Source organism: Actinoplanes derwentensis (assembly GCF_900104725.1).
In the GTDB taxonomy this organism is placed as follows: Bacteria; Actinomycetota; Actinomycetes; order Mycobacteriales; family Micromonosporaceae; genus Actinoplanes; species Actinoplanes derwentensis.
In genome coordinates this window covers 4,440,927-4,465,772 of sequence record NZ_LT629758.1, presented here as the reverse complement: position 1 = coordinate 4,465,772, position 24,846 = coordinate 4,440,927, and the positions used below count along the sequence as shown (strand labels likewise).

Below are 24,846 nucleotides of genomic sequence, written 5' to 3'. Positions count from 1 at the left end.
GATCATGGACGTATCCGCGCCCTGATCGGTGGCCTGTCCCGGGAAACCGTAACGGGAAGTTCACACTCGGTACCGATTCACAACACGCCGGTCACCGAGCCGAGTTGTTTGACGTGCCGGAGCAGCGGCGCCGACTCGACCCGGTCCACCCCGTCCAGGCCGCTCACCCGCTCGGTCAGGTAACGGTAGAAGGCGGCCATGTCCCGGCAGACCACGATCGCCACCAGGTTGGTGGCGCCGGTCGTGGCGGCGGCGAAGACGACCTCCTCGTGCTCGGTCAGCGCCTGCCCGACGGCGGCCAGATGCGCGGGCGCGACGGTCAGCCACAACTGGACCGGGGCGAGGAAGCCGAACATGAACGACTTCACTTCGACGTCGTAGTACAGGGCACCGGAGCGGCGCAGTTCGACCATCCGGCGGCGGACCGTCGACTCCGGCCAGCCGGTCGCCGCCGACAGCTCCGCATAGCCGGTCCGGCCGTCCCGGGACAGCGCCTCCACCAGCGTCTCGTCCTCGACCGTCAACGGGGCGGGCGGCCCGTCGCCCGGATCGGCGGCGCTGCCCGGGACCGTGCCGGGGCCCCGGTGCGAGTACGGCGGGGGCGGCGGCGCCGGAACCCCGGCCGGGGTCAGGGTGTCGATCTGAGCCTGGGTCAGCGCGTCGTCGCGCCGGTCCGGGCCGACCGCGCCGCCCACGAAATGATGGATCAGGCAGTGCGCGTTCACCGACACCAGGCGGGGTGTGCGCGGAAGCTTCTCCAACAGCAGCGACTCGCGGTCGGCATGCGCCGGGACACGGACGTTGCAGGAGATCTCGGTGCCGCCCGAGGACAGGGTCACCCAGCTCGTGTCGGAACGGCGGGCCAGCGCCCGGGCCAGGGGCATGGCGACGTCCGGGCCGGTGTGCAGCCGCAGCATCCACGTCTCGTAGCCGAGCCGGATCGGGTTCGGCAGGCCGACCACCCGGACCCCCGCGTTCTCCCGCAGCCGCCGGTAGCGGCGGGCCACCGTCTGGTCGGAGACACCGAGGACCGCGCCGATCTCCCGGTAGCCGGCCCGCCCGTCGACGCGCAACGCGTGCACGATCTGCTGATCCAGCATGTCGAATTCCACCAGGCGAGCCTACCGGGTGTCGAGATCCGCAGCGATCATCGGAAAACGTCGTTGACACCGCCGCAGTCACGGCATTCTTCGGCCCATGCGTAAGTGGTCACCCCTGATTGCCGTCTGTCTCGGCACCTTCCTACTGTTGGTCGACGTCACCATCGTGATCGTCGCCCTGCCGAGCATCGCCGGTCACCTGAAAGCCGGCCCGCACGACCTGACCTGGATCCTGGACGGCTACGCCCTGGCACTGGCCGCCCTCCTGCTGGGCGCCGGGGCGCTCGCCGACCGTTACGGGCGCCGCCGGACGTACGTCATCGGGCTGGTGATCTTCGCCTTGTCGTCCCTGCTCTGTGCGCTGGCACCGACCGTCCCGGCCCTGATCGCCGCCCGTGTCGTGCAGGGCGTCGGCGGCGCCGCGATGTTCGCCACCACGGTCGCCATCCTGAACGTCACCTACCAGGGCCGGGACCGGGGCACCGCGTTCGGCGTCTGGGGTGCGGTCAGCGGCGCGGCCACGGCGGCCGGCCCACTGGCCGGCGGCCTGCTCACCGAACATCTCGACTGGCGCTGGATCTTCCTGGTCAACCTGCCGGTCTGCGTCGCCGCGGTCTGGTTCACCCTGCGTACGGTCACCGAGTCCCGCGCCGAACGCGCCGGCCGTTTCGACATCCCCGGCACGGTCACCTTCACCCTGGCCGCCACCGCGATCGTCTACGCCCTGATCCGCGCCGCCGCCGACGGCTGGACCTCACCGGCCGTGCTCGGCCTGCTCACCGCCGGATTCGCCGGGATCGCCGTGTTCGTGCTGGTGGAACGCCGGTCCGAGCATCCGATGCTGGACCTGGACCTGTTCCGGCGCTTGCCCTTCACCGGCCTGATCGTGGCGGCGTTCCTGTGCCAGGCCGCCGCGTTCGCCTACCTGCCGTTCACCACCACCTGGCTGCAGCAGGTGCTCGGCTACGGCCCGGTCGACGCCGGACTGCTCGGCGCGTTGCCGTTGAGCGGCGCGGCCCTGCTGGTCGGCGTGTTCGCCGGCCGGCACCTGCAAGGCTTCGACCCGCGGATCACGATCAGCGGTGGACTGCTGGCCATCGCCGCCGGGGCCTTCGCCCAGACCATCGTCAGCGACAGTGCGTTCGCCCTGATCCCGGGACTGATCCTGGTCGGGCTCGGCTCCGGGGTGGTGATGCCGGTGCTGTCGTCGGCGGTGCTGGCCGAGGTTCCCCGCGACCGCAGCGGGATGGCCGGTGGGGCACTGAACACGTTCCGTCAGCTCGGGTTCGCGTTCGGGGTGGCGATCTACGGGACGGTCTTCCGCGAGCAGAATTCGTATGCCGCCGATCTGAGCCGCGTCACCGTGCTGGCGGGCGTGTTCGGGCTGGTCGCGGCCTTCATCGTGGTGGTCGCGGTGCGCCGGCGAGTGACCGGACCGGTGAAAATCGGGTGACATTTCCGGGTGCCGGTGCGGCAGCATGGCGGTCGTGGATGCGCGTGGACCCGTGAGATACCTGTGGTGGCTGGCCCGTCAAGTGAAAGGCCGGGTGGCGCTCGGCGCGATATTCGGGTCGTTGTGGTTCGCCAGTCTGGCCGTCACGCCGTACCTGATCTCGCAGGCCATCGACCGTGGCCTGGTGCCGCACCGGCCCTCCGTGCTGATCGCCTGGGCCGGCGTGGTCCTGGCCGTCGGAGTCGCCAGCGCCTGGCTCGGCATCATGCGGCACCGCAGCATGACAAGACTGCGGCTGGCGGCCGCGATGCGCACCGCAGACCTGGTGATGACACACGCCACCCGGCTCGGCGCGGCCCTGCCCCGCCGGGTCACCGCCGGTGAGGTGGTCACCATCGGCATCTCCGACGTGTGGACCATCGGCCGGGCGATGAACGCCGGTGGTGTCGGAGTGGCGTCGGTGGTGGCCTGCGTCGTCATCGCGGTCATGCTGTCCCGGATCTCCGGGATGCTCGCCGCGGTGATCATGATCGGGGTGCCGTCGATGGTGCTGATCGTCGGCCCGCTGCTGCGCCGCACCCAGCGCGCCGGAGCCCGCTACCGGGAGCGGCAGGGCGCGGTGAACGGGCGGCTGCTCGACGTGCTCGGCGGCCTCCGGATCCTCAACGGGCTCGGCGGCAAGGAGCTCCACCTGGCCCGCTACCAGCGCGAATCGTCCGCGCTCCGGGACCAGGGTTACCGGGTGGGCGGCCCGTCCAGCTGGATCGGCGCCCTCGGCGAATGCCTGCCGGCCGTCTTCATCGGTGTGGTGATCTGGCTGGCCGCGCGGCTCGCGGTCGACGGCGGCCTGACCCCCGGTCAACTGATGGCGGTGTACGGCTACACCGCCATGCTGGTCATCCCGGTGAACGTGCTCATCTTCGTCGGCTTCGACGTCACGCACGGTGTGGTGGCGGCCCGGCGGCTGACCGAGTTCCTGCGGCTGCCCGTCGACGACCCGTCCGGCGAACCCGCCCCGGCGGCCCCGGCCGCCCTGCACGACCCGGTGTCGGGAGTGTGCGCCGAACCGGGCCGGTTCACCGCCCTGGCCGGATCCCGCCCCGCCGACGGCGCCGAGATCCTCGACCGGCTCGGCGCATACGGCCCGACCGAGGCCACCTGGGCCGGCCGCCGGCTCGACGACATCGCCGTCGCCGAGATCCGGGACCGGGTCCTGGTCACCGAACACGAGGCCGACCTGTTCGCCGGCACCCTGCGCGAGGTCGTCGCGGGCCGGCTCGCCCCCGACGACCGCCGGATCCGCCAAGCCCTGACCACCGCCGTCGCCCACGACGTCGGCGACGACCTGGACCGGCCCCTGACCTGGGGCGGGCGCAACCTCTCCGGCGGGCAGCGGCAGCGGGTCCGGCTGGCCCGCGCCGTCTACGCCGACCCGGAGATGTTGCTCGCCCCCGAACCTACCTCCGCCGTCGACGCGCACACCGAAGCCGCCATCGCCGACCGGCTCAGCCAGGCCCGCGCCGGTCGCGGTACCGTCCTGGCCACCACCTCACCGGTGCTGCTGGACCGCGCCGACACCGTGCACTGGCTCGTCGACGGCCGGGTCGCCGCCTCCGGCACCCACCGCGAACTGCTCGCCACCGAATCCGGCTACCGGGCACTGGTGAACCGATGAACCACAAGCTCCCGATCGCCGATCAACGCCGGGTCGGCCGCGCTGTCGTCGCCCTGGTCGCCGCCGACCGCCGGGTGGTGGCCGGCATGGTCACCCTCAGCTCCCTCGCCGCCCTGGCCGGGCTCGGCGGTCCCTGGCTGCTCGGCCGGGTCATCGACGCGGTCACCACCGGCGGCGGTGACAGCCACGTCGACCGGCTCGCCCTCGCCGTGCTGGCCTGCGCGATCGTCCAGCTGCTGCTGTCGCGGTGGGCGCTCGCGGTGGCGTACCGATTCGGCGAGCGCACCGCCGCCCGGATCCGGGAGACCTTCCTGGAACGGGCTGTCAACCTGCCCGCCGCCGTCATCGAACGAGTCCCCGCCGGTGACCTCGCCGCCCGCGGCAGCACCGACGTCGACTCCATCGCCACCGCGCTGCGCGACATCCTGCCGACCATCTTCGTCGCCGTCGTCCAGGGCGTCTTCCTGATCATCGCGGTGCTCGTCCTGGAACCGGTCCTCGGGCTGGTCGGCGTGGTCGGCTTCACCGGCATCTGGTTCGTCACCCGCTGGTACCTGCGCCGCGCCGGTGCCGCCTACCTGGTCGAAGGCGAGGCCAACTCGCGGCTCGCCGACGAACTCGCCGCCACCACCGCCGGAGCCCGCACCATCGAGGCGTTCGGGCTCGCCGAGCACCGGCTCGCCGCCGGGCACGAGGCCCTCACCGAGACCCGGCGCACCCGGCTGGCCACCCTGCGACTGCGCAGCGTCTTCTTCCCGGTGGCCGAGACGTCGTACGCGGTCCCCGCCGTCCTGGTGCTGCTCCTCGGCGGGTTCCTCTACTTCGACGACCGGGTCACCCTCGGCACCGTCGCCGCGGCCGTGCTCTACCTGCGCCAGCTCGTCGGCCCGATCGACAGCATCCTGATCTACCTCGACCAGATGCAGAGCGCCGGAGCCGCCTTCTCCCGCGTCGAAGGGATCGCCGCGGTGCCCGCCCCGCCACCGTTCGCCGACCGGGTGCCGGAGACCGAGCGGATCGAGGTACGGGGCGTTCGTTACGCGTACGACCAGGGCCGTGATGTCCTGCACGACGTGGACCTGACCGTCCGTCCCGGCGAACGGCTCGCCGTCGTCGGCCTCTCCGGCGCCGGCAAATCCACCCTCGGACGCCTGATCGCCGGCGTCGAACGCCCCACCGCCGGGACCGTCACCGTCGGCGGCGTCCCCATCGCCGACCTGCCACCGCACGAACTGCGCCGGCACGTCGTCCTGGTCACCCAGGAACACCACGTCTTCCGGGAGACGCTCCGGGAGAACCTGATGACCGACGCCCCCGACGAGCGGCTGGCCGAGGCTCTGCGCACCGTCGGCGCCGACTGGGCCGCCGACCTCGACCGTGACCTCGGTGAACACCCGCTCGACGGCGCGCAGGCCCAACAGCTCGCGCTGGCCCGGGTGGTCCTCGCCGATCCGCACACGGTCATCCTCGACGAGGCGACCGCCCTGCTCGACCCGACTGCGGCCCGTGCCGCCGAACGCTCCCTGGCGGCGGTGCTGCACGACCGCACGGTCATCGCGATCGCGCACCGCCTGCAGACCGCCCACGACGCGGACCGGGTCGCGGTGATGGACGGCGGCCGCGTCATCGAACTCGGCACCCACGACGAACTGGTCGCCGCCGACGGCCCGTACTCGGCCCTGTGGACCTCCTGGCACGGCGGCGAGAACCTGCCCGCCCCGGCGTGACGGTCACCGGCCGCCGGGTCCACCCCGGCGGCCGGTGCCGAGAACGACCTGGCGGATCACCAGCGGGCCGGGTCGCTCAGGTTCTCGGCGGGACGGTAACCGGCCAGCACCGACAGGGCCTCCGGTTCGGTGACGCCCTTCGCCCACGAGCCCCAGCCGTCCCGGATCAGGCCCACATAGCAACCACCGGCGACCGTCTGCAGCACCCGGGTCTCCGCCCGCCGTACCTGGTAGGGCCCCGCGGTCAGGGCGCCGTCGACCTCGGCCGCCGGGTTGCCGGCACCGGGCTCCTCGACCCGGACGCTGAACCAGCGTTCGTCGTCGCCGACCAGCGTCACACCTTCCGAGAATCCCCGGGAACCGAGCGTCACACTGCACGACAGGACGCGCATCCCGGCTGGCACGACCGTCAACCGGAACGGCAGCGCACACCGGGTCGCCGCGTCGAACCGGAGGGTCGCGGCCGCCGCCAGCAACTCCGGCTGACCGGATCCGACCATCTGCAGCCGCGCCCACAGCCCGCCGGTGGGCTGCCATTCGACGGTCCAGTTGCCGCCGTCGCCGTGGTCACCGTCCTGCCACACCCGGGCCGGACGATCTGCGACGAGGACGTCCACCGGGCTGACCGGCTCACCGCTGGAACCGAGCGTGCGGTCCGCCTCGTCCAGCTTCTTCGCGGTGCGGGTCAACAGGAACAGCGAGGAGACGTCCGCACCGCGCGCCTCCACGCTCTCCACCCCCTCACCGGCGCCCCACGTCACCGACTCGGCCCCGGCGACCAGTTCGGCGGCGGTGAAGTGCAGAGTCGCCGGGTCGCCGCCGACCAGGCCGGGACTTGCCGCCGCCCCGGACACACCGGTCGCAGGGGGAGGCGGCACGGCCACCCCGGTCCGGCCGGTCCGGGACACGTCCGGGGTCACCAGCACGGCGACGGTCAAAGTCACGGTCAGGGCCGCGGTGGCGACGGCGTTGATCACCCGATGGCGGCGCCTGATCCGCGCGCCGTGCTCGCGGGCCTTACGGACCAGCGGCTCCGGGTCGATCTCGCCCCCGGCCCGGCCCTGAAGGGTGGCGGCGATCCGGTCGTCGAGGTCGTGCGACATCAGCGGGCTCCCATCGGCGCGGTGGGCGATGCCGGGGCGGCGGGCGAACCGGTCACCGCCCGGAGGGTGGTCAAGGCGCGTTTGGCGTGGGTACGGACGGTGCCCGTGGAACAGCCCAGGATCCCGGCGATGGCCGTGTCGTCCAGGTCCTCGTAGTAGCGCAGCACGATCACCGTCCGCTGGCGGGCCGGCAGGGCACGGACCAGCCGCCACAGGGCGTCGCGTTCGGCCAGGTCCGCGGTGGCGTCGGTGGAGCTGGGAGTGTCGGCGATCGCCGGGACGGCCACCTCGTGGCTGCTGCGGCGGCGCCACCACGAGTGATGGGCGTTGACCAGCATCCGTCGTACGTAGAGGTCGGGTTGTTCGGTTCTGGCGATCCGCCGCCAGCGGGCGTAGGCGCGGGCCAGGACGTCCTGCACCAGGTCCTCGGCCCGGTGCTGGTCGCCGGTCAGCAGCCGGGCCAGCCGGACCAGCGACGGGCCGCGGGCGTACGCGTACTCCTCGAACGTCACGCCCTATGAAACGCCCTGAGCGGCCTCCCGCGTTGACAGGTTCCCGATGATTTCGGCGACCGTCTCCGGCACGGACAGGAACGGATGGTGACCGGCCTTCACCTCGATCACCGTGTCGGCGCGCCGGGCGAACTCGCGCTGCGTCTCCGCCGGGGTGCCGCGATCCTCGGTGCACACCAGATAGGTCGTGGGCAGGTCGTGCCACGCCACCTGCCGAACCGGCTGCTGGAGCACCGCGATGTTCTGCCGGACCAGCCGCTGCGCGCCCGCGCTGACGATCTCCGGCGGGCAGTCCTGCACGAATGTGTCGGCGAACAGTTCCGGCCGGGCGGTGAACGTACCCCCGTCGGGGTCGAAGTCCAGGAACGGCGGCGGCTCCGGGGCCCCGAACGAGGACAGCGACTCACCGGGCTCGGGCAGGTAGCTCGACACGAACACCAGGTGCCGCACCGCCGGGGCGCCGACCGCCGCCGCGGACGCCACGATCCCGCCGTAGCTGTGCCCGACCAGCACCGTCGGTTCGTCGCTGCCGGTGAGGACGGCCCGCACCGCGGCGATGTCCTCGTCGAGGCCCGAGCCGGGCGGTCCGTCGCAGCTCGGCAGTTCCGGGGCGACGCTTTCGACACCACGGCCGGCCAGCAGCGCGGCCGTCGGATGCCACCACCACGAGCCGTCCCGGACACAAGCCCCGTGAACGAAGACCACGCGCATAACCAGCTCCCATGAGACTCGGCGATCACTGCGATCAACGGTAGACGTACTCGCCGTTACGTGAAAAAGTTCCGGGCATGGGGCGGCAGAGACAACCGGAGATCCGGGACCGGATCCTGGACGCCTGCGTGGATCACGCGCTCGTTCACGGGCTGCCCGAGCGGCTGGAACCGTTCGCGGTGGCGGCCGGCACGTCGACCCGGATGCTGATCTACCACTTCAAGACCCGGGACGCGCTGCTGCGGGAGACCCTCGGCCGGGCCCGGCGACGGCAGCGTGACTACTTCGGTGACCTGCTGGCCCCACGGCCGGGCGAGCCCTATCCGGTCACCCTGCGGCGGGCCTGGCATGCGATGACCGGTCCGGCGGGGCGCCCGTTCCTGAGCATGTTCGGCAGGCTGCGCGAGGACGCCGGGGAGAAGCTGTGGCCGGGTTTCCGGCGAGAGTCCACCACCGACTGGCTGCGCCCGATGGCGGAGGGCATGCGCAGCATCGGCCGTCCCGAGCTGGGCACGCTGGTGCTCGCGGTGATCCGGGGCCTGATCCTGGACCTCGAGTCCACCGGCGACGTGGAGCGGGTGAACCAGGCTTTCGAGGACTTCCTGGCGACGCTCGGCGACGTCAGGTGATGTCGAGGGGGACGGCGGCCGGATCGGCCTGGACCTGGTCCCGGCCGTTGCGTTTGGCCTGGTAGAGCCATTCGTCCGCGTGACCCAGCAACGCGTCCGGGGGGAGTTCGCCGGCCTCGCTGACGGCCAGGCCGATGCTCGCCGTGACCGGAAGGGAACCCGTCATCGGGCTCCAGTCGTGGTTGCGGATCAGGCTGACCAGTTGTTCGCAGCGGGCGTGTGCGGCCGCTGCCGCGATGCCGGGCAGCAGCAGGACGAACTCCTCGCCGCCGAGCCGGGCGGTGATCTCCGGGCCGGTGCCGAACGTGTTCAGGAGGGTGCCGATCTCGCGCAGCACCGCGTCGCCGACGGCGTGCGACAGCGTGTCGTTGACACGTTTGAAGTGATCCAGGTCGATGATCGCCAGCGACAGGGGGCCGCCGGTACGGCGTGCGGCGGCCACCGTCGCGGACAGTTTCCCGTCCAGGTAACGGCGGTTGAACAGGCCGGTCAGGGCGTCGCGTTCGGCCATCTCCTGGAACTGGGCGGACGCTTTGCGGGCCTCGGTGGCCTCGAACAGCGCCTGCATGGCGTACGCGCGGGCCTCCCGTTCGGCCGAGTGCAAGGTCACGGTGAGGGCGTGGAAGCGCTGATACGCCTCGTACGCCTTGCGGTAGTCGCCGGCCGTGGCGTGCCATTCGGCGCGGGCCCGGTGCACGCGGGCGGCGATCGATCCGAGTTCGCGTTCCTCGCAGAGCCGGCCGGCGGCGTCGAGGGTCTCGCCGGTGAGGGCGTGCCGGCCCTGCGCCCGGTAGATCTCGGCCAGGGTGAGCAGGCATTCGGGCAGGCTGTCGCCCTCACTGTGCAGGGGGCCGTCCGGGTCGTCGATCAGTGGCTGGAGTATCCGTTCGGCTTCGTCCCAGCGGTTCTGCATCATCAGAATGCGGGCGAGGGTGTCCAGGTGGAGGCCGTCGAGTGGGATCCCGCCCCGGCCGGCGACGTCCACCAGCTGCCGGGCCAGGGCGTTCGCCTCGTCGGGGTCCTCGTTCTCGTACGCGGTGAACGCCATGTTGTTGAGCACGGTGAGCGCCTGATGGGTGTCGTGGTGTTCGTCGGCGATCCGCATGGCCTCGGTGAACCGGCGTTTGGCGTCGTCGAACCGGCCGTTGAGGTCGAGGACCAGGCCGAGGGTGATGAGCTGGTTGCAGCGCAGCCGGTCGGGCATGCCGTCAGCGTGCTGCAGTCCGGAGACGGCGTGCACGAGGGCCTGCGCGGGGTCGCCGAGCCGCCGGAAGACGATCGACAGCAACCGGTGGCTGCGGGCGAGGAGGAATTCGTCGCCGTGTTCCTCGGCCCACAGGTTGGCCCGGCGGGCGACCCGGCCCTGCTCGGCGACGTCACCGCGGCGGCCGGCGACGTCGGCGATGATCAGCTGAGCGCGCCAGACCAGGTCGGTCCAGCCGTGCTCACGGGCTTGCAGTTCGAGGATCGCGGCCGGGGCGGAGACCGCCTCGAAATCGCGGGCGGTGAGTAGTTCGAGTTCCTCGAGATGAGCGACGACGGCCGCTCGCGCCGTGGGCGTCATCGGGAACATGGTATTCACGGCTGGAGAATCGGCCGCCCGGTGCGCGGTATGAGAGTTCGCCCTTGACCTGCTTTGACGGCGGCCGTAATCTACCCGTAATTCTGAAACGTTTCACCATCAAGGGAAGCGGACTTCCATGACCAACCCCGTAGTCTCCGATCTCATCGCCCGTTCGAACCGCCTCGGCGCGGACCCGAAGACCACCAACTACGCCGGCGGCAACACCTCCGCCAAGGGCACCGACACCGACCCGGTCACCGGCGAAGCGGTCGACCTGGTGTGGGTCAAGGGCTCGGGCGGCGACCTCGGCACACTCACGGAGAAGGGCCTGGCCGTCCTGCGTCTCGACCGGCTGCGCGCGCTGACCGGTGTCTACCCGGGGCTGGACCGCGAGGACGAGATGGTCGCCGCCTTCGACTACTGCCTGCACGGCAAGGGCGGTGCGGCCCCCAGCATCGACACCGCGATGCACGGCCTGGTCGACGCCCCGCACGTGGACCACCTGCACCCGGACTCCGGCATCGCGATCGCGACCTCCGCCGACGGGCCGGCGCTGACCAAACAGATCTACGGCGACCGGGTCCTGTGGGTGGACTGGCGGCGCCCCGGGTTCCAGCTCGGCCTCGACATCGGTGCCGCGTACAAGGCGAACCCGCAGGCCATCGGCGTGATCCTGGGCGGTCACGGGATCACCGCGTGGGGTGCGACCAGCGAGGAGTGCGAGGCCAACTCTAACGAGATCATCAACACCGCCGCGGCGTACATCGCGGAGCACGGCCGCAAGGAGCCGTTCGGCGCGCTCACCACTAAGCCGTTGAAGAAGAAAAAGCGGCACGAGCGCGCCGCACTGCTCTTCCCGGTGATCCGCGGTCTGGCCTCCACCGACCGCGCCCAGGTCGGCCACTACAACGACAGCGATGTGGTCCTGGAGTTCACCGGCAGCGAGCGCCTGGCCGAGCTGGGCGCGCTCGGCACTTCGTGCCCGGACCACTTCCTGCGTACGAAGGTGAAGCCGCTCGTTCTGGACACCGCTCCGGACGCGCCAGTGGACGAGGTGGTCGCTCGTCTGAAGGAGCTGCACGAGGCGTACCGCGACGACTACCGCGGCTACTACGAGCGCCACGCCACCGCGGACAGCCCGGCGATCCGGGGTGCCGACCCGGCGATCGTGCTGGTCCCGGGCGTGGGCATGTTCTCGTTCGGTGCCAACAAGCAGACCGCGCGGGTGGCCGGCGAGTTCTACGTCAACGCGATCAACGTGATGCGCGGCGCCGAGGCGATCTCCCGGTACGCCCCGATCGACGAGTCGGAGAAGTTCCGCATCGAGTACTGGGCCCTGGAAGAGGCCAAACTCCAGCGGATGCCGAAGCCGAAAGCCCTGGCCACCCGGATCGCCCTGGTCACCGGCGCGGGTTCGGGCATCGGCCGGGCGATCGCGCTGCGGCTGGCGTCCGAGGGCGCGTGTGTGGTGGTCAGTGACCGGGACACCGAGGCGGCGGGACGGGTCGCGGCCGAGATCGGTGGCCCGGACGTGGCCGTCGCGGTCAGCCTGGACGTGACCGACGAGGACGCGGTGGCTGCCGCCGTACGGCAAGGGGTCCTGGCTTTCGGCGGGATCGACCTGGTCGTCAACAACGCCGGCCTGTCGCTGTCGAAGTCGCTGCTGGACACCACCGCCCGCGACTGGGACCTGCAGCACGACGTGATGGCCAAGGGCTCGTTCCTGGTGTCCCGCGAGACCGCCCGGGTGCTGATCGCGCAGGGCATGGGCGGCGACATCATCTACATCTCCAGCAAGAACTCGATCTTCGCCGGGCCCAACAACGTGGCGTACGGCGCGGCCAAAGCCGACCAGGCGCATCAGGTCCGGCTGCTTGCCGCCGAACTCGGCCCGCACGGCATCCGGGTCAACGGCATCAACCCGGACGGCGTGGTTCGGGGATCGGGCATCTTCGCCGGGGGATGGGGCGCCGACCGGGCCGCCGTCTACGGAGTGCCGGAGGAGAAACTGGGCGAGTTCTACGCGCAGCGCACCCTGCTCAAGCGTGAGGTGCTGCCGGTGCACATCGCCAACGCGGTCTTCGCCATCACCGGTGGCGACCTGACCCACACCACCGGCCTGCACGTTCCGGTGGACGCGGGTGTCGCCGCGGCGTTCCTGCGATGAGCGACGCTTTCGCGGCTGTCGACCTCGGCGCGTCGAGTGGGCGCGTCGTGGTCGGCCGCTTTCACCAGGGCGAGCTCGAACTGGACGTGGTGCACCGGTTCGCCAACGAGCCGGTGCGGGTCGGTGGGACCCTGCACTGGGACATCCTGGCGCTCTACCGCGGGGTGGTCGAAGGACTACGTGAGGCCGGGCCGGTACGCGGGATCGGGATCGACTCGTGGGCGGTCGACTACGGGCTGATCGACGACGACGGCGCGCTGCTCGGCAACCCGGTGCACTACCGGGACGCGCGCACCGACGGCATCGCCGAACGGGTGCGGGACATCTATGACGTGTGCGGGCTGCAGACACTGCCGTTCAACACCGTGTACCAGTTGATCGCGGCCGAGCCGACGGCCCAGTACGCCGCCGCGCACCGGCTGCTGCTGATCCCCGACCTGCTGGCCTACTGGCTGACCGGGGAGATCGGCGCGGAGTACACCAACGCGTCGACCACGGGGCTGCTCGACGTACGTACCCGCGAATGGTCCTGGCCGTTGATCTCCGAATTGGGGTTGCGGTCCACGGTGCTGCCCCCGATCCGGCACCCCGGCGACCGGATCGGGCTCTACGAGGGCACGCCGGTGATCGCGGTCGGCTCGCACGACACGGCCAGCGCTGTCGTCGCCGTGCCCGCCGACGGGAGCGACTTCGCGTACATCTCCTGTGGCACCTGGTCCCTGGTCGGCCTGGAACTGGACCATCCGGTGCTCAGTGACGCGTCGCGGGCGGCGAACTTCACCAACGAGGGCGGCGTCGACTCGACGATCCGGTACCTGCGCAACGTGATGGGGCTGTGGCCGCTGCAGGAGTGCCTGCGCGAGTGGGGCTCGCCCGACCTGCCCGCGCTGCTGGCCGCGGCGGCGTCGAAACCGGAACTGGCGCATGTGGTCGACCTCGACGATCCGGTCTTCCTGCCGCCCGGCGACATGGCGGGCCGGCTGCGCAAGACCGCCGGGCTGCCCGCCGACGCCGACCGGCCGACCGTCGTGCGCTGCATCCTGGACAGTCTCGCGCTGGCCCACCGGCGAGCCGTCCGGCAGGCCCAGGAACTGGCCGGACGTCAGGTCAGCGTGGTGCACCTGGTCGGCGGCGGGGCGCGCAACGAACTGCTCTGCCAGCTGACCGCGGACGCCTGCGGGCTGCCGGTGCTGGCCGGTCCGGTCGAGGCCACCGCCATCGGTAACCTGCTCGTGCAGGCGCGGGCCGCCGGTGTGGTCGAGGGGGGACTGGATGCGATGCGGGCGCTGGTGCGCGAGACTCAGCAGATCGTGCGGTACGAGCCCGTCGTCTCCACGGCCTGGGACGACGCCGCCACGCGAGTAGGGAGGTGAAGGGTGCGGATCGCGTTCTTCGCCACGTGCCTGGCCGACACCCTCTTTCCGGAGGCGGCCAAGGCCACGGTGCGGCTGCTCGAACGGCTCGGGCACGAGGTGGTGTTCCCGTTCGAACAGACCTGCTGCGGGCAGATGCACATCAACACCGGCTACCAGGAGCAGGCGTTACCGCTGGTCAAACGATATGCGGCAACCTTTGACCGGTACGAGGTGATCGTCGTCCCGTCCGGGTCCTGCGCCGGGTCGATCCGGCATCAGCACAGCATGGTGGCCGCGAAATACGGCGACGCGGGGCTGGCGTCCCGATCGGCAGACGTCGCCGCGCGTACCTACGAGCTGTCCGAACTGCTGATCGACGTGCTCAAGGTGGAGGATGTCGGGGCGTTCTATCCGCATCGGGTCACCTATCACCCGACCTGTCACAGCCTGCGGATGACCCGGGTCGGTGACAAGCCGTTGCGGCTGTTGCGGCAGGTCCGAGGGCTGGAGCTGGTCGAGTTGCCGGACGCTGAGCAGTGTTGCGGGTTCGGCGGGACGTTCGCGCTGAAGAACGCCGAGACGTCCGCCGCCATGCTCGCCGACAAGATGACCAACGTCGTCTCGACCGGCGCGGAGGTGTGCACCGCTGGTGACACCTCCTGTCTCATGCACATAAATGGCGGTTTGTCCCGGTCGAGTGCCGGGGTGCGCACGGTTCACCTGGCCGAGATCCTCGCCTCCACGGAGTCGTCATGACCACCTTTCTCGGGATGCCGGTCACCGCTCCGCGCGGAGTGGGGCATCTGCGCGGCGACGAGCCGTTTCCCGCCGCCGCCCGCGAAGCGCTCAAGAACGACCAGCTCCGGCGAAACCTGCGCCACGCCACCACCACCATTCGTGGCAAGTCGGGCAGGGTCATCTCCGAATTGCCGGACTGGCAGCGATTGCGTGATGCCGGGTCGGCCATCAAAACGGACGTGATGTCCCGGCTCCCCGCGCTCCTGGAACAGCTCGAAGAACGGGTCACCGCCGCCGGTGGCGTGGTGCACTGGGCCGCCGACGCCAACGAGGCCAACCAGATCGTCACCGACCTGGTGCGACAGACCGGCTCGGACCGCGTCATCAAGGTCAAGTCGATGGCCACCCAGGAGATCGGCCTCAACGAAGCCCTCGAAGCCGCCGGCATCGCCCCGATCGAGACCGACCTCGCCGAACTGATCGTGCAGCTCGGCAACGACAAACCCAGCCACATCCTGGTCCCGGCCATCCACCGGAACCGCTCCGAGATCCGCGAGATCTTCCTGCGCGCCATGCCCGGCGTCGACCCGCTGCTGACCGACGACCCGCCGGTGCTGGCCGCCGCCGCGCGCCACTACCTGCGGGAGACGTTCCTGTCCACGAAGGTCGCGATCAGCGGGGCCAACTTCGCCATCGCCGACACCGGCACCCTCGGCGTCGTGGAATCCGAGGGCAACGGGCGGATGTGCCTCACCCTGCCGGACACCCTGATCACCGTGATGGGCATCGAGAAAGTACTGCCCACCTGGCGTGACCTGGAAGTGTTCCTGCAACTGCTGCCGCGGGCGTCGACCGGCGAGCGGATGAACCCGTACACCACCATGTGGACCGGAGTCACCCCCGGCGACGGGCCGCAGAACCTCCACCTCGTGCTGCTCGACAACGGGCGCAGCGCGGTCCTGTCCGACCCGGACGGGCGATCGGCGCTGCACTGCATCCGCTGCTCGGCCTGCCTCAACGTGTGCCCCGTCTATGAACGGGCCGGGGGCACTCCTACGGGTCGGTCTACCCCGGACCGATCGGGGCGGTGCTGTCGCCGCAGCTCACCGGGATCGCCGACAACGCGTCGCTGCCGTACGCGTCGTCGCTCTGCGGGGCCTGCTTCGACGCCTGCCCCGTGAAGATCGACATCCCGTCGATGCTGGTGCATCTGCGCAACAAGGTGAGACACCCGGCCGCTGAGCGCGCCGCCATGTCCGCGGCCGCCAAGATCATGGACCGGCCGCGGCTGTACGCGTCCGCACAGCGCGCCGCCAAGATGGCCCGGATCGCCGGCCGTCGTGGGCGGATGCTCCCGCCGCCGCTGACCGGGTGGACCGCGACCCGCGACCTGCCCGAGTTCCCGAAACAGACGTTCCGCGACTGGTGGGCCGAGACGCACCCCGGCTCGTCCGCACCTCACGAGGAGGGCTGATGAGCTCCCGAGAACTGATCCTGGACCGGATCCGGGCCGCCCTGCGGGACGCGCCAGTGGTGGACGAGGTGCCACGGGAGTACCGGGCGGCCGGCACGAACACGGCCGATCTGGACGTGCTGATCGACCGGCTCGTCGACTACAAGGCCGAGGTCTACCGGGTCGGCGAGGCCGAGGTGGCGGCCACCGTGCAGCGGCTGGCGGGGGAGGGCGGCTCGGTACTCGTACCCGCCGGGCTGCCTGAATCGTGGCGCCCGGAGGGTGCCTTCACCGACGACGACCTCGCGCCGGACCGCATCGCCGCCGCCGACGTCGTCCTCACCGCCGCGGCCGTCGCCGTGGCGGAGACCGGAACCATCGTCCTGGACGCCTCACCCGACCAGGGCCGGCGGATCATCACCCTGCTGCCGGACGTGCACGTCATCGTCCTGCGGCCGGATCAGGTGGTCGCCTCGGTGCCGGACGCCGTCGCCCGGCTGGATCCGGGCCGCCCGCTGACCTGGATCAGCGGACCGTCGGCCACCAGCGACATCGAACTGAACCGGGTCGAAGGCGTGCACGGACCCCGTCACCTGCACGTCATCATCCTCGCGAACGGCTGACGGTGGCCTCGATCAGCGCCAGCACCCGCTCCGGGATCCGCAGCGGCGGCAGGTGATCGACGCCCGGCACCTCGACGAACTCCACACCCGGAATGCGCGTCGCGGCCTGCTGGGCGGCGTCGATGATCCAATCCACGTCCAGATCGCCGACCAGCAGCGAAGTGGGCGCGGTGATCTCGCCGAGCCGGTCGAACACGTCCGGGTTCGGCTGCTCCAGATCGTTCTCGGCGAGCCAGCCCCGGACCCCCGACCGGAGTTGCTCGACCACTTCCGGGGTTCGTTCGCCGCGCGCCCACATACTCAGCGCCACCTCGACCATCGCGTCGAATCCCTGTTTCTCGGCTTCGGCGTAGGCGGCACGCACCGCCGGAGCTGCCGGAACCGGGAACCCGGAGATGCCCGGGCAGAGCAGCACCAGAGCCGACACCCGCTCCGGCTGGGTGATCGCCAGTCCCAAGGCGGCGTCCCCGCCCTGGCTGCACCCGACGATCGGGGCCCGCTCGATCCCGAAGTGATCCAGCACCGCTACCAGATCGTCGAGAAGCACAAACGGCGCGGTGGGTGCGGGCGACCGCCCGAATCCGCGGGCGTCGTAGCGAATCACTCGGAACCGCCCCCGTAGATCCGGCAGGATCGGATCCCACACCCGCGAGTCACCCACCCCCGGGTGTAGCAGCACCAGTGGCGGACCGTCCCCACTGTCGTCCGCCCACACCGTGTCGCCACCGGCGACCTTCACCATCGTCTCAGTCATGCCGGGCAGCCTAGGCGCCCTGGTCACCGCCCGATATCGAGTTTCACCGCCGATAGGGGACAACTCACACACGCCAGCACGGACCCGTCCGATTCGGTCCGGGTGACCGTGCCGCCGATCAGTCGAACCCGGCACTCGCCACAGCCGCCGGCCATGCAGGAGTACGGCATCGGCAGCCCAGCGGCAAGCCCCGCGTCGAGCAGCGTATGCCCCGGTGCCACCGTCGTCGTGCCGAGAGAACGACCGTTCTGTTCAACGGTCAGCTCCTGCGTTTCAGCCGACCCACCCCCGGCGTCCACACCGGCGGCGTAGCGCTCACTGTGCACCCGCGACCCGTCGACTCCCAGACCGGTCAGGACGTCCTGAACCGCGTCCATCAGCGCTTCGGGACCGCACACGTAGTAGTGGGCGTCAGCGGCGGGCGCCACCCCCACGATCCAGTGGCGAATCCCCGCCCCGTCGAGCCGCCCACCCGCGTGGGCCGGTTCCGCCGCGGTGAGCCGCCCGCTCTGGCCGGTCAGCACGTGGGTGACCGACAGCCGGCCCGGGTGCTCGGCGGTGAGCCTGCCCAACTCGGCCGCGAAGATGATCTCCTCTTCGCTGCGGCTGCTGTAGAGCAGCGCGATCCGGCCGGGAACCCCACCCGCCAGCCGCGTGCGGATCATGCTCATCATCGGGGTCACCCCGCTGCCCGCCGCGACCAGCACGATCTCCGCCGTGGACGCCAGATGGAACGTGCCGGCCGGGCCACGCACCGCCAGCCGGTCGCCGGTACGCAGACTCTGGTGCACATGCGTGGAGAACCGCCCGCCCTCGATCCGTTTGACGGTCACCTCAAGCTGTGACGAGCCGGGAGCCGACGACGCCGAATAGGCCCGGCGCACCGGCTGACCGTCCAGATCGGCGACGAGGGTGAAGAACTGGCCGGCCCGGAAGTCGAACGACCCGCCCGCAGCGTCGGTCAGCACGAGCGTGACCGCGCTCGGCGTCTCCCGGCGGATCTCGGCGACACGTACCTCCCGCAGCCCGCCGTCCTGCGCGTAACCCTCCTTCCGTAGACCGGACCGGTAGGCCTTGGCCATCACCCGCCGCAACAGTCGCTCGATGCCTGGAATCGCCCAGAGCGCCCGCAGCAGCCGCCCGCCCCGCCCCGCGTTGGCCGCCAGATGCTCCCCGGCCAGCACCATCAGGTCCGGTGTCTCGCCGGGAACGACGTGCGCGCCGGGTGACCACATTCGCGAACCGGCCACCACCTCGCTCTCGGTCACCTCGGCATGCTCCACGTCGACGAGAAGCGCCGCGTGCGGTGGCATTCCGCGCAGTGCCAGCGTCGCCAGCAGTTCGGGATCAGCGGTGATGACACCCCGGCCGTTCAGGTGCAGCACCCCGCCGCGTCCCGGCACCAGTGCCGCCAGCGAGAGCCGGTCGTCCTGCATCAGGTTGTGCAGCGCGTCAGCCCGTTTGTTGCCCTTCCGGTCGGCGATGAGCAGCGTGCGGTCGTCCAGAATCCAGGCCACCGCCCCCTGGTCGCCGCGCGGGCTGGTGTCGCTGCCGGTTCCACCCCAGGTGGAGAGCGCGAGGAACGGGGCGGCGGCGAGGAACGCGGCGACCCCCGACCGGCCCAGGGGCCCGTCGCCGGTGACCTCGGGGGTGGCCACGGCCGGGGCGGGTGGCTGCCACAGGCTGGACCGGAGAACGGCTTGTGCGCAGTGCACAAACGCTTCCTCAACATTGACGGTCACGTCAACATCGACGCCCGGCTCAACGTTGACGGGCGCGGTTCCGTTGATGCGCAGGACCTCGCCGACGCCCGGCAGCAGGAAGAACAGTGAGACCGGCCCCTGGGCGCCCGGTGGAGCGGCGAACGCGATGCGGGTCGGGGACAGCATCCGGGCGAAGCCGGGACGGCCACCGACGAAGGTCGTCGTACTCGTGCCGGTGGCGTCCCGATAACCGAACGCCGCGATCGGGCTGCGGGCCAGAACCATCCGGCAGCCCTCGTCCAGGGCGCCGATCTGCTTGAGCATGACCGCTGCCGCAGGACTGCCGACGGTCGCCTCGATCTGCTCCACGGTCGACAGGAGATGTTTGTCTTCGCTGCTCACCGTACTATTGTGAGCAATAGCTCAACTATTGCGCTACTCGCTTTCACCAGCACCGGAAGGACCCGAGATGCCGCCGGCCGACCGCCGACTTCAGCCACGTCGCGAGCCCCGTCAGGTGCGTGCCGAACTCACCCGCGAACGCATCCTCGCCGCGGCTGCTCACGTTTTCACCGAGTTCGGCTATGCCGCCGGCACCACCAACCGCATCGCCGAGCGGGCCCGCATCTCGATCGGTTCGCTGTACCAGTACTTCCCCAACAAGGACGCCATCCTCGCCCAGCTGCTGGTGCGCCACATCGACCGCGGTACCTGGACCGGCGCCGACCAGCTCGGCCTCGCGCCGGGCACGCTCAAGGACACCGTCCGGGCGATGGTCCGCGACGCGATCGACAACCACAGCGAGGACCCGCAACTGCTGCGCATCATGATCGAAGAGGCGCCGCTGTCCCAGGAACTGCTCGACACCATCGAACGGCACGGCCGGACCCGCACCGCCCAGATCAGTGACCTGCTCGCCCGCCACCCGGACGTCCGGGTCGGCGACGTCGGCACCGCCGCCGACCTGATCCTGTTCACCATCGAGATGAACACCCACAAACTGATGGCGGCCCCCGGTTCGGTCCCGGTCGAGACCTTCGAACGCGAACTCGTCGACATGATCACCCGCTACCTGCGCGGCGACCAGTAGGAGAAAAAGCCGCAACCCCTTTGCCGGTACGCCCCACGAAAGCCCTGCCTCGTCCCCGCGAGGTGGGCGCGGCCCGAGGCCGACCCGCGACCGCCGGGCCGAATGCGGTGGCCACCGGAATCCGGATTCCACGGACGATCAGCCCACTGGCCGCCACAATCCAGATGTATGAGTGACGAATCGCGGGAGAGCCGCCGTGACCGGCGCATACGGTGGATCGGGGCCGTGATCGTCGTGCTGGGAGCGGTCGCCGGCGGGGTGATCCTCGCGCTCGATCAGGAGCAGCGGACCACCTCGGCGGCCATCGTGGTCGCCGTCACCGACCGCGGCCCGATCACGCTCGACGTAGCCACCACCGGCACTGTCGAACCCGCCACCACCCGAGCCCTGTCGTTCGGGGTGGGCGGCACCGTCGCCGCAGTGCCGGTACGCCCCGGCAACCGGGTGGTCAAGGGCCAGAAACTGGCCACGCTGGACGGCACCGACACCACCGACGCCGTCACTGACGCCCAGTCCCAGTTGGCCGAGGCCCGAACCCGGCTCACCGCCGCGAAGGTGGTCACCGCCCACACCACCGCAAGCGCCACCACCTGCGCCCGCCCGGCCAGATCCACCCCGGCCGCCGCTGCCGCCGCTGTCCCCGCTCTCCCCGTTGCCCCCGCAGCTGTCCCCGTTGCCCCCGATGCTGCCGCCGCAGCCGACGTTGCCGCTGCTGCCGCCGACGTCGAAGTCACTGCCACCTACGAGATCGATCTCGGCTCGGCCGTCTCCGCGACGCCCTGCGCGACCCAGGGGTTCCCGGACCGCGGCAACGACCCGGTTCTCACCGCCGAGCAGCAGGTCAACCGGGCCGCCCGCGCTGTCGAGAAGGCGACGACGGCGCGGGCCGGCGCTACCATCACCGCCCCGATCGCCGGCACCGTGGTCGCGGTCTCCGGCAGTGTCGGTGACCAGGTCCGGAGCGGTGCCGGATTCGTGAGCCTGGCCGACACGTACACCATGCAGGTGCGGGCCGACTTTCCGGAAGCGGACGCCGGCTCGCTCGCGGTCGGGCAGAACGCCACCGTCACGCTGGCCGGTGCGGACGCGGGGCTCGACGCCGCCGTGGTCCAGGTCGATCCGGCCGGGACGTCGGACGGCACCCTGGTCCGGTACGGCGTCCTGCTCGCCTTCGCCGCATCGCCGGACGGTCTGCTCGTCGGCCAGAGCGCCCAGGTCAAAGTGCGCACCGGCGAGGTGGCCGACGCACTGCGAGTGCCGTCGACGGCCGTGCACGACGTCTCCACCGGTGCCGGGACGGTCCTGGTGCGCAGCGGTAACCGCTCGGCCGAGCGGCTGGTGACGGTCGGGCTCCGCGGTGATCAGTACACCGAGATCCTCGACGGGCTGTCCGTGGGCGATCAGGTCGTCCGTTCCTGGTGAACCCTTTCCGATAACAAGCGGCACGAACCGCCCGGAAGGCATGATGAGGGTGTGAAAGCGCTTCGCCGTCCCAGTACGGCAGTGAACGCCCTGCTGGCCCTGCTGATCGTCGGTGCGGGGCTCTGGGGCTGGGTCCTGCTGCGGGACACTTCCGAGACGACCCTGGTGAGCGCCTCCGGGACCCGGACGGTGACCGTCTCGCAGGGCACCGTCACCAAGACGGTGACCGCGGACGGCTCGGTGGCCAGTGCCGCCACCGCCACCGCCACGTTCACCACCGCGGGCACCGTCACCAAGATCACCGCAAAGGTGGGGCAGGCGGTGGCCGCCGGAGCGCTGCTCGCCCGGGTCGACCCCACTGACGCCCAGCGCGACCTGGCGCTCGCCGAGGCGAACCGGGAGGCCGCCGAGGACTCCCTGGACCGGGCCGAGACCGCGGGCACCGACACCGGGAACGCCACCAACGCGGTCGCCGAGGCCGAGATCGCCGTCGACGAGGCGGAGGCCGCGGTCGCCGGGACCCGTCTGGTCGCCCCGATGGCCGGCACCGTGGTCGCGATCAACGGCACCCTGGGCGGATCGTCGACGGTCTCCGGGCAGGATTCGACCGGTGGTTTCGTGGACCTGGTGGATCTGTCGAAGCTGCAGATCACCGCCGCGTTCCCCGAAGCGGACGCCACCGAACTGAAGGTGGGCCAGACCGCCACCATCGTGTGGAACGCGCTGCAGAGCGCCACCGCCACCGGCCGGGTGACCGCCGTCGACCCGACCGCGACCACCACGAACAGTGTCGTCACCTACGGTGTCACGATCAGCCTGCCGACCCCGCCGGCGGGCGTCAAACCCGGTCAGACCGTGACCGTCGCGGTGGTCACCGGCACCGTCGGGGACGCCGTCATGGTCAACTCGGCGGCGATCAGCACCACCGGCAACCGGAAGTCCGTCACCGTCCTCACCACGGCCGGTCAGCAGGAGGTCCGCCAGGTCAAGATCGGCCTGGCCGGTGACGACGCCTCGCAGATCACCGAAGGGCTGACCGCCGGCGAGCGGGTGGTCATCCCGGAGAGCACCACCACGACCACCACCACGAACACGCGCGGCGGGTTCCCCGGGACCGGCGGCAACGGTGGCCCGCCCGGCGGCGGAACGGGCGGGCGCTGACCATGCTGCCGGTCCTGGACGTCCGGGCGCTGACCAAGGTGTACGGCGTCGGCGACACCGAAGTGCGCGCCCTCGACGGCGTGACCCTGTCGGTGGACAAGGGCGAGTACGTCGCGGTGATGGGCTCGTCCGGTTCCGGCAAGTCGACGCTGATGAACATCCTGGGCTGCCTGGACGTGCCGACCACCGGCCGCTACCTGCTCGACGGGGTGGACGTCAGCCGGCTCAGCGACGAGCAGCTCGCCCTGGCCCGGAACCGGTTGATCGGCTTCATCTTCCAGTCGTTCAACCTGATCCCGCGGACCAGTGCGGTCGCGAACGTCGAGCTGCCCCTGGCGTACGCCGGAATGAAAGGTCCTGAGCGGCGCCGCCGCGCCCTGTTGTCCCTGGACCTGGTGGGTCTCGCCGACCGCGCCGACCACGAGCCCAACCAGCTCTCCGGCGGCCAGCAGCAGCGGGTCGCGGTGGCTCGCGCGCTGGTCACCGAACCGGCGCTGCTGCTGGCCGACGAACCCACCGGAAACCTGGACAGTCACGCCACCGAGGAGGTCCTGGCGGTGCTCGACGACCTGAACGCGGCCGGCCGGACCATCGTGATCATCACGCACGAGGACGAGGTGGGCGCCCGCGCCGACCGGCTGATCAAGCTCCGCGACGGCCGGGTCACCGCCGACTCGCGACAGCAGCCGGCCGGCCGGCACGCGGCGGGAGCCACCCGATGAACTTCGCCGAGATCGTCCGGTTCGCGCTGCGCGGCATCGGGGCCAACAAGCTGCGGTCCGCCCTCACCATGCTGGGCATCCTGATCGGGGTCGCCGCGGTGATCCTGCTGGTCGCGGTCGGCAACGGTTCCGCTCAGGCGATCGCCACCCGGATCGAGGCTCTGGGCACCAACACCCTGACCGTGATGAGCACCAGCCGGGGCAGCGGTGGCCTGACCATGCGGGTCTCCGACGCCCTCGCCGATCCGAATCTCGCTCCGGACGTCCGGTCGGTCTCGCCGGTCGTCAGCACCGCTGCCACCCTCACCTACGAGGGCGACGAACACGCCGTCAGCACGTTCGTCGGCACCACCCCGGCCTGGTTCGCCGCCTCCAACTTCCCGGTCGCGGCGGGGGCGGTCTTCACCGCCGACGACGAGGCCCAGGCCCGCCGGGTGGTGGTGATCGGGCAGACCGTCGCCGAGGAGATGTTCTCCGGGGTGGACCCGGTAGGTCTGCAGGTCACCGTCGGCGGCGCGCTGTTCACCGTCGTCGGGGTGCTAGACGAGAAGAGTTCCACCGGGTTCAGCGACGCCAACGACACCGCGGTCGCCCCGATCAGTGCGGTCCGCCAGGTCCTCTCCGGGTACGGGTCACTCAACTCGATCCTGGTCGAAGCCGACGACTCGTCGAAGGTCGACACCGTCCAGGCGCAGATCGCCACCGTCCTGGATCAGCGGGTCCCGGCGACCACCGACGGTACCGCTTACCGCATCCAGAACGCCTCCCAGCTGCTGGCGACGCAGACCGAGACCGCTGACACGTTCACCACGCTGCTCGGTGCGGTGGCCGCGATCAGTCTGCTGGTCGGCGGCATCGGCATCACCAACATCATGCTGGTCACGGTGACCGAACGGACCCGGGAGATCGGCATCCGCAAAGCTCTGGGCGCCCCGCGCCGGGTGATCCTCACCCAGTTCCTGATCGAGGCCACCTTGCTCAGTGTCATCGGCGGTGGCCTGGGGGTGGCCGCCGCGATGATCGGCAGCCGGTTCTCGATCGTCGGCGTGCAACCGGTGATCGTGCCCAGTTCGGTGGCGCTCGCCCTGGGAGTCTCCGTGGTGATCGGCCTGTTCTTCGGCGGCCTGCCCGCCGCCCGCGCCGCCCGCCTCCGCCCGATCGACGCACTCCGCTACGAATAGGGG

General features: G+C 71.0%; 20 protein-coding genes and 1 pseudogene. 14 read left to right on the top strand and 7 right to left on the bottom strand.

All coding sequences use genetic code 11. From position 1 onward, the window contains the following. Positions 1–77 precede the first annotated feature (77 nt). Positions 78–1,112: an Lrp/AsnC family transcriptional regulator gene (locus tag BLU81_RS19735; protein ID WP_092546031.1), complete on the bottom strand. Its 1,035-nt coding sequence runs from the start codon at positions 1,110–1,112 to the stop codon at positions 78–80. 85 nt (positions 1,113–1,197) lie between these two features. On the opposite strand from BLU81_RS19735, the gene BLU81_RS19730 reads away from it, so the two are divergent. The 3 genes from BLU81_RS19730 to BLU81_RS19720 all read left to right on the top strand — a co-directional run bounded on the left by BLU81_RS19730 (position 1,198) and on the right by BLU81_RS19720 (position 5,955). Then, positions 1,198–2,553: an MFS transporter gene (locus tag BLU81_RS19730; RefSeq protein ID WP_092546030.1), complete on the top strand. Its 1,356-nt coding sequence runs from the start codon at positions 1,198–1,200 to the stop codon at positions 2,551–2,553. 94 nt (positions 2,554–2,647) lie between these two features. After that, entirely contained in the window at positions 2,648–4,228 is a 1,581-nt protein-coding gene (locus BLU81_RS19725) for an ABC transporter transmembrane domain-containing protein (RefSeq protein WP_197686442.1), read from the top strand. Continuing rightward, a complete protein-coding gene (locus BLU81_RS19720) occupies positions 4,225–5,955 on the top strand; it encodes an ABC transporter ATP-binding protein (RefSeq protein WP_092546028.1) in 1,731 nt (576 codons plus the stop codon). Before BLU81_RS19725 ends, BLU81_RS19720 begins: the two co-directional genes overlap by 4 nt. A 56-nt stretch (positions 5,956–6,011) precedes the next feature. Here BLU81_RS19720 and BLU81_RS19715 read toward each other — a convergent pair whose 3' ends face one another. From BLU81_RS19715 to BLU81_RS19705, 3 genes are read right to left on the bottom strand one after another with little or no spacing between them, the layout of a single operon-like run. After that, the gene (locus BLU81_RS19715) at positions 6,012–7,058 is read right to left on the bottom strand and encodes a hypothetical protein (protein ID WP_092546027.1); all 1,047 of its coding nucleotides are present in this window, start codon (positions 7,056–7,058) and stop codon (positions 6,012–6,014) included. After that, positions 7,058–7,570: a SigE family RNA polymerase sigma factor gene (locus BLU81_RS19710; protein WP_092546026.1), complete on the bottom strand. Its 513-nt coding sequence runs from the start codon at positions 7,568–7,570 to the stop codon at positions 7,058–7,060. The genes BLU81_RS19715 and BLU81_RS19710 overlap by 1 nt, the downstream gene beginning before the upstream one ends. A gap of 3 nt (positions 7,571–7,573) precedes the next feature. Beyond that, entirely contained in the window at positions 7,574–8,281 is a 708-nt protein-coding gene (locus tag BLU81_RS19705; RefSeq protein ID WP_092546025.1) for an alpha/beta hydrolase, read from the bottom strand. Between the two features lie 77 nt (positions 8,282–8,358). On the opposite strand from BLU81_RS19705, the gene BLU81_RS19700 reads away from it, so the two are divergent. Further along, positions 8,359–8,910, top strand: a complete 552-nt coding sequence (locus BLU81_RS19700) for a TetR/AcrR family transcriptional regulator (protein ID WP_092546024.1) — start codon at positions 8,359–8,361, stop codon at positions 8,908–8,910. On the opposite strand, the gene BLU81_RS19695 is transcribed toward BLU81_RS19700, so the two are convergent. Further along, on the bottom strand, positions 8,903–10,474 hold the full coding sequence (locus tag BLU81_RS19695) for a tetratricopeptide repeat-containing diguanylate cyclase (RefSeq protein WP_157751687.1): 1,572 nt from the start codon (positions 10,472–10,474) through the stop codon (positions 8,903–8,905). The genes BLU81_RS19700 and BLU81_RS19695 overlap by 8 nt on opposite strands. Positions 10,475–10,610: 136 nt before the next feature. Between BLU81_RS19695 and BLU81_RS19690 the strand changes: the two genes are divergently transcribed. The 5 genes and pseudogenes from BLU81_RS19690 (at position 10,611) to BLU81_RS19670 (ending at position 16,810) form a co-directional block, all read left to right on the top strand. Then, a complete protein-coding gene (locus BLU81_RS19690; RefSeq protein WP_092546022.1) occupies positions 10,611–12,641 on the top strand; it encodes a bifunctional aldolase/short-chain dehydrogenase in 2,031 nt (676 codons plus the stop codon). Then, positions 12,638–14,014, top strand: a complete 1,377-nt coding sequence (locus BLU81_RS19685; protein ID WP_092546021.1) for a rhamnulokinase — start codon at positions 12,638–12,640, stop codon at positions 14,012–14,014. Before BLU81_RS19690 ends, BLU81_RS19685 begins: the two co-directional genes overlap by 4 nt. Before the next feature lie 3 nt (positions 14,015–14,017). After that, complete coding sequence (locus BLU81_RS19680; protein WP_092546020.1) at positions 14,018–14,752, top strand: (Fe-S)-binding protein; 735 nt, start codon at positions 14,018–14,020, stop codon at positions 14,750–14,752. Further along, a pseudogene (locus BLU81_RS19675) lies at positions 14,749–16,208 on the top strand (LutB/LldF family L-lactate oxidation iron-sulfur protein). Before BLU81_RS19680 ends, BLU81_RS19675 begins: the two are co-directional and overlap by 4 nt. Continuing rightward, the gene (locus BLU81_RS19670) at positions 16,208–16,810 is read left to right on the top strand and encodes a LutC/YkgG family protein (RefSeq protein WP_092546019.1); all 603 of its coding nucleotides are present in this window, start codon (positions 16,208–16,210) and stop codon (positions 16,808–16,810) included. Before BLU81_RS19675 ends, BLU81_RS19670 begins: the two are co-directional and overlap by 1 nt. On the opposite strand, the gene BLU81_RS19665 is transcribed toward BLU81_RS19670, so the two are convergent. Together BLU81_RS19665 and BLU81_RS19660 are read right to left on the bottom strand one after the other, a co-directional pair. Then, the gene (locus BLU81_RS19665) at positions 16,791–17,564 is read right to left on the bottom strand and encodes an alpha/beta fold hydrolase (RefSeq protein ID WP_092546018.1); all 774 of its coding nucleotides are present in this window, start codon (positions 17,562–17,564) and stop codon (positions 16,791–16,793) included. The genes BLU81_RS19670 and BLU81_RS19665 overlap by 20 nt on opposite strands. 23 nt (positions 17,565–17,587) lie before the next feature. After that, positions 17,588–19,669: an FAD-binding oxidoreductase gene (locus BLU81_RS19660; RefSeq protein WP_231954656.1), complete on the bottom strand. Its 2,082-nt coding sequence runs from the start codon at positions 19,667–19,669 to the stop codon at positions 17,588–17,590. A gap of 67 nt (positions 19,670–19,736) precedes the next feature. Between BLU81_RS19660 and BLU81_RS19655 the strand changes: the two genes are divergently transcribed. The 5 genes from BLU81_RS19655 to BLU81_RS19635 all read left to right on the top strand — a co-directional run bounded on the left by BLU81_RS19655 (position 19,737) and on the right by BLU81_RS19635 (position 24,843). After that, entirely contained in the window at positions 19,737–20,357 is a 621-nt protein-coding gene (locus BLU81_RS19655) for a TetR/AcrR family transcriptional regulator (protein ID WP_092546017.1), read from the top strand. 168 nt (positions 20,358–20,525) lie between these two features. Continuing rightward, a complete protein-coding gene (locus tag BLU81_RS19650; protein ID WP_092546016.1) occupies positions 20,526–21,779 on the top strand; it encodes an efflux RND transporter periplasmic adaptor subunit in 1,254 nt (417 codons plus the stop codon). A 51-nt stretch (positions 21,780–21,830) separates the two neighbouring features. Further along, complete coding sequence (locus BLU81_RS19645; protein WP_231954655.1) at positions 21,831–22,940, top strand: efflux RND transporter periplasmic adaptor subunit; 1,110 nt, start codon at positions 21,831–21,833, stop codon at positions 22,938–22,940. A gap of 2 nt (positions 22,941–22,942) precedes the next feature. Further along, the gene (locus tag BLU81_RS19640) at positions 22,943–23,662 is read left to right on the top strand and encodes an ABC transporter ATP-binding protein (RefSeq protein ID WP_092546014.1); all 720 of its coding nucleotides are present in this window, start codon (positions 22,943–22,945) and stop codon (positions 23,660–23,662) included. Beyond that, positions 23,659–24,843, top strand: coding sequence for an ABC transporter permease (locus BLU81_RS19635; protein WP_092546013.1), 1,185 nt, complete (start codon positions 23,659–23,661; stop codon positions 24,841–24,843). Before BLU81_RS19640 ends, BLU81_RS19635 begins: the two co-directional genes overlap by 4 nt. Positions 24,844–24,846: the final 3 nt, after the last annotated feature.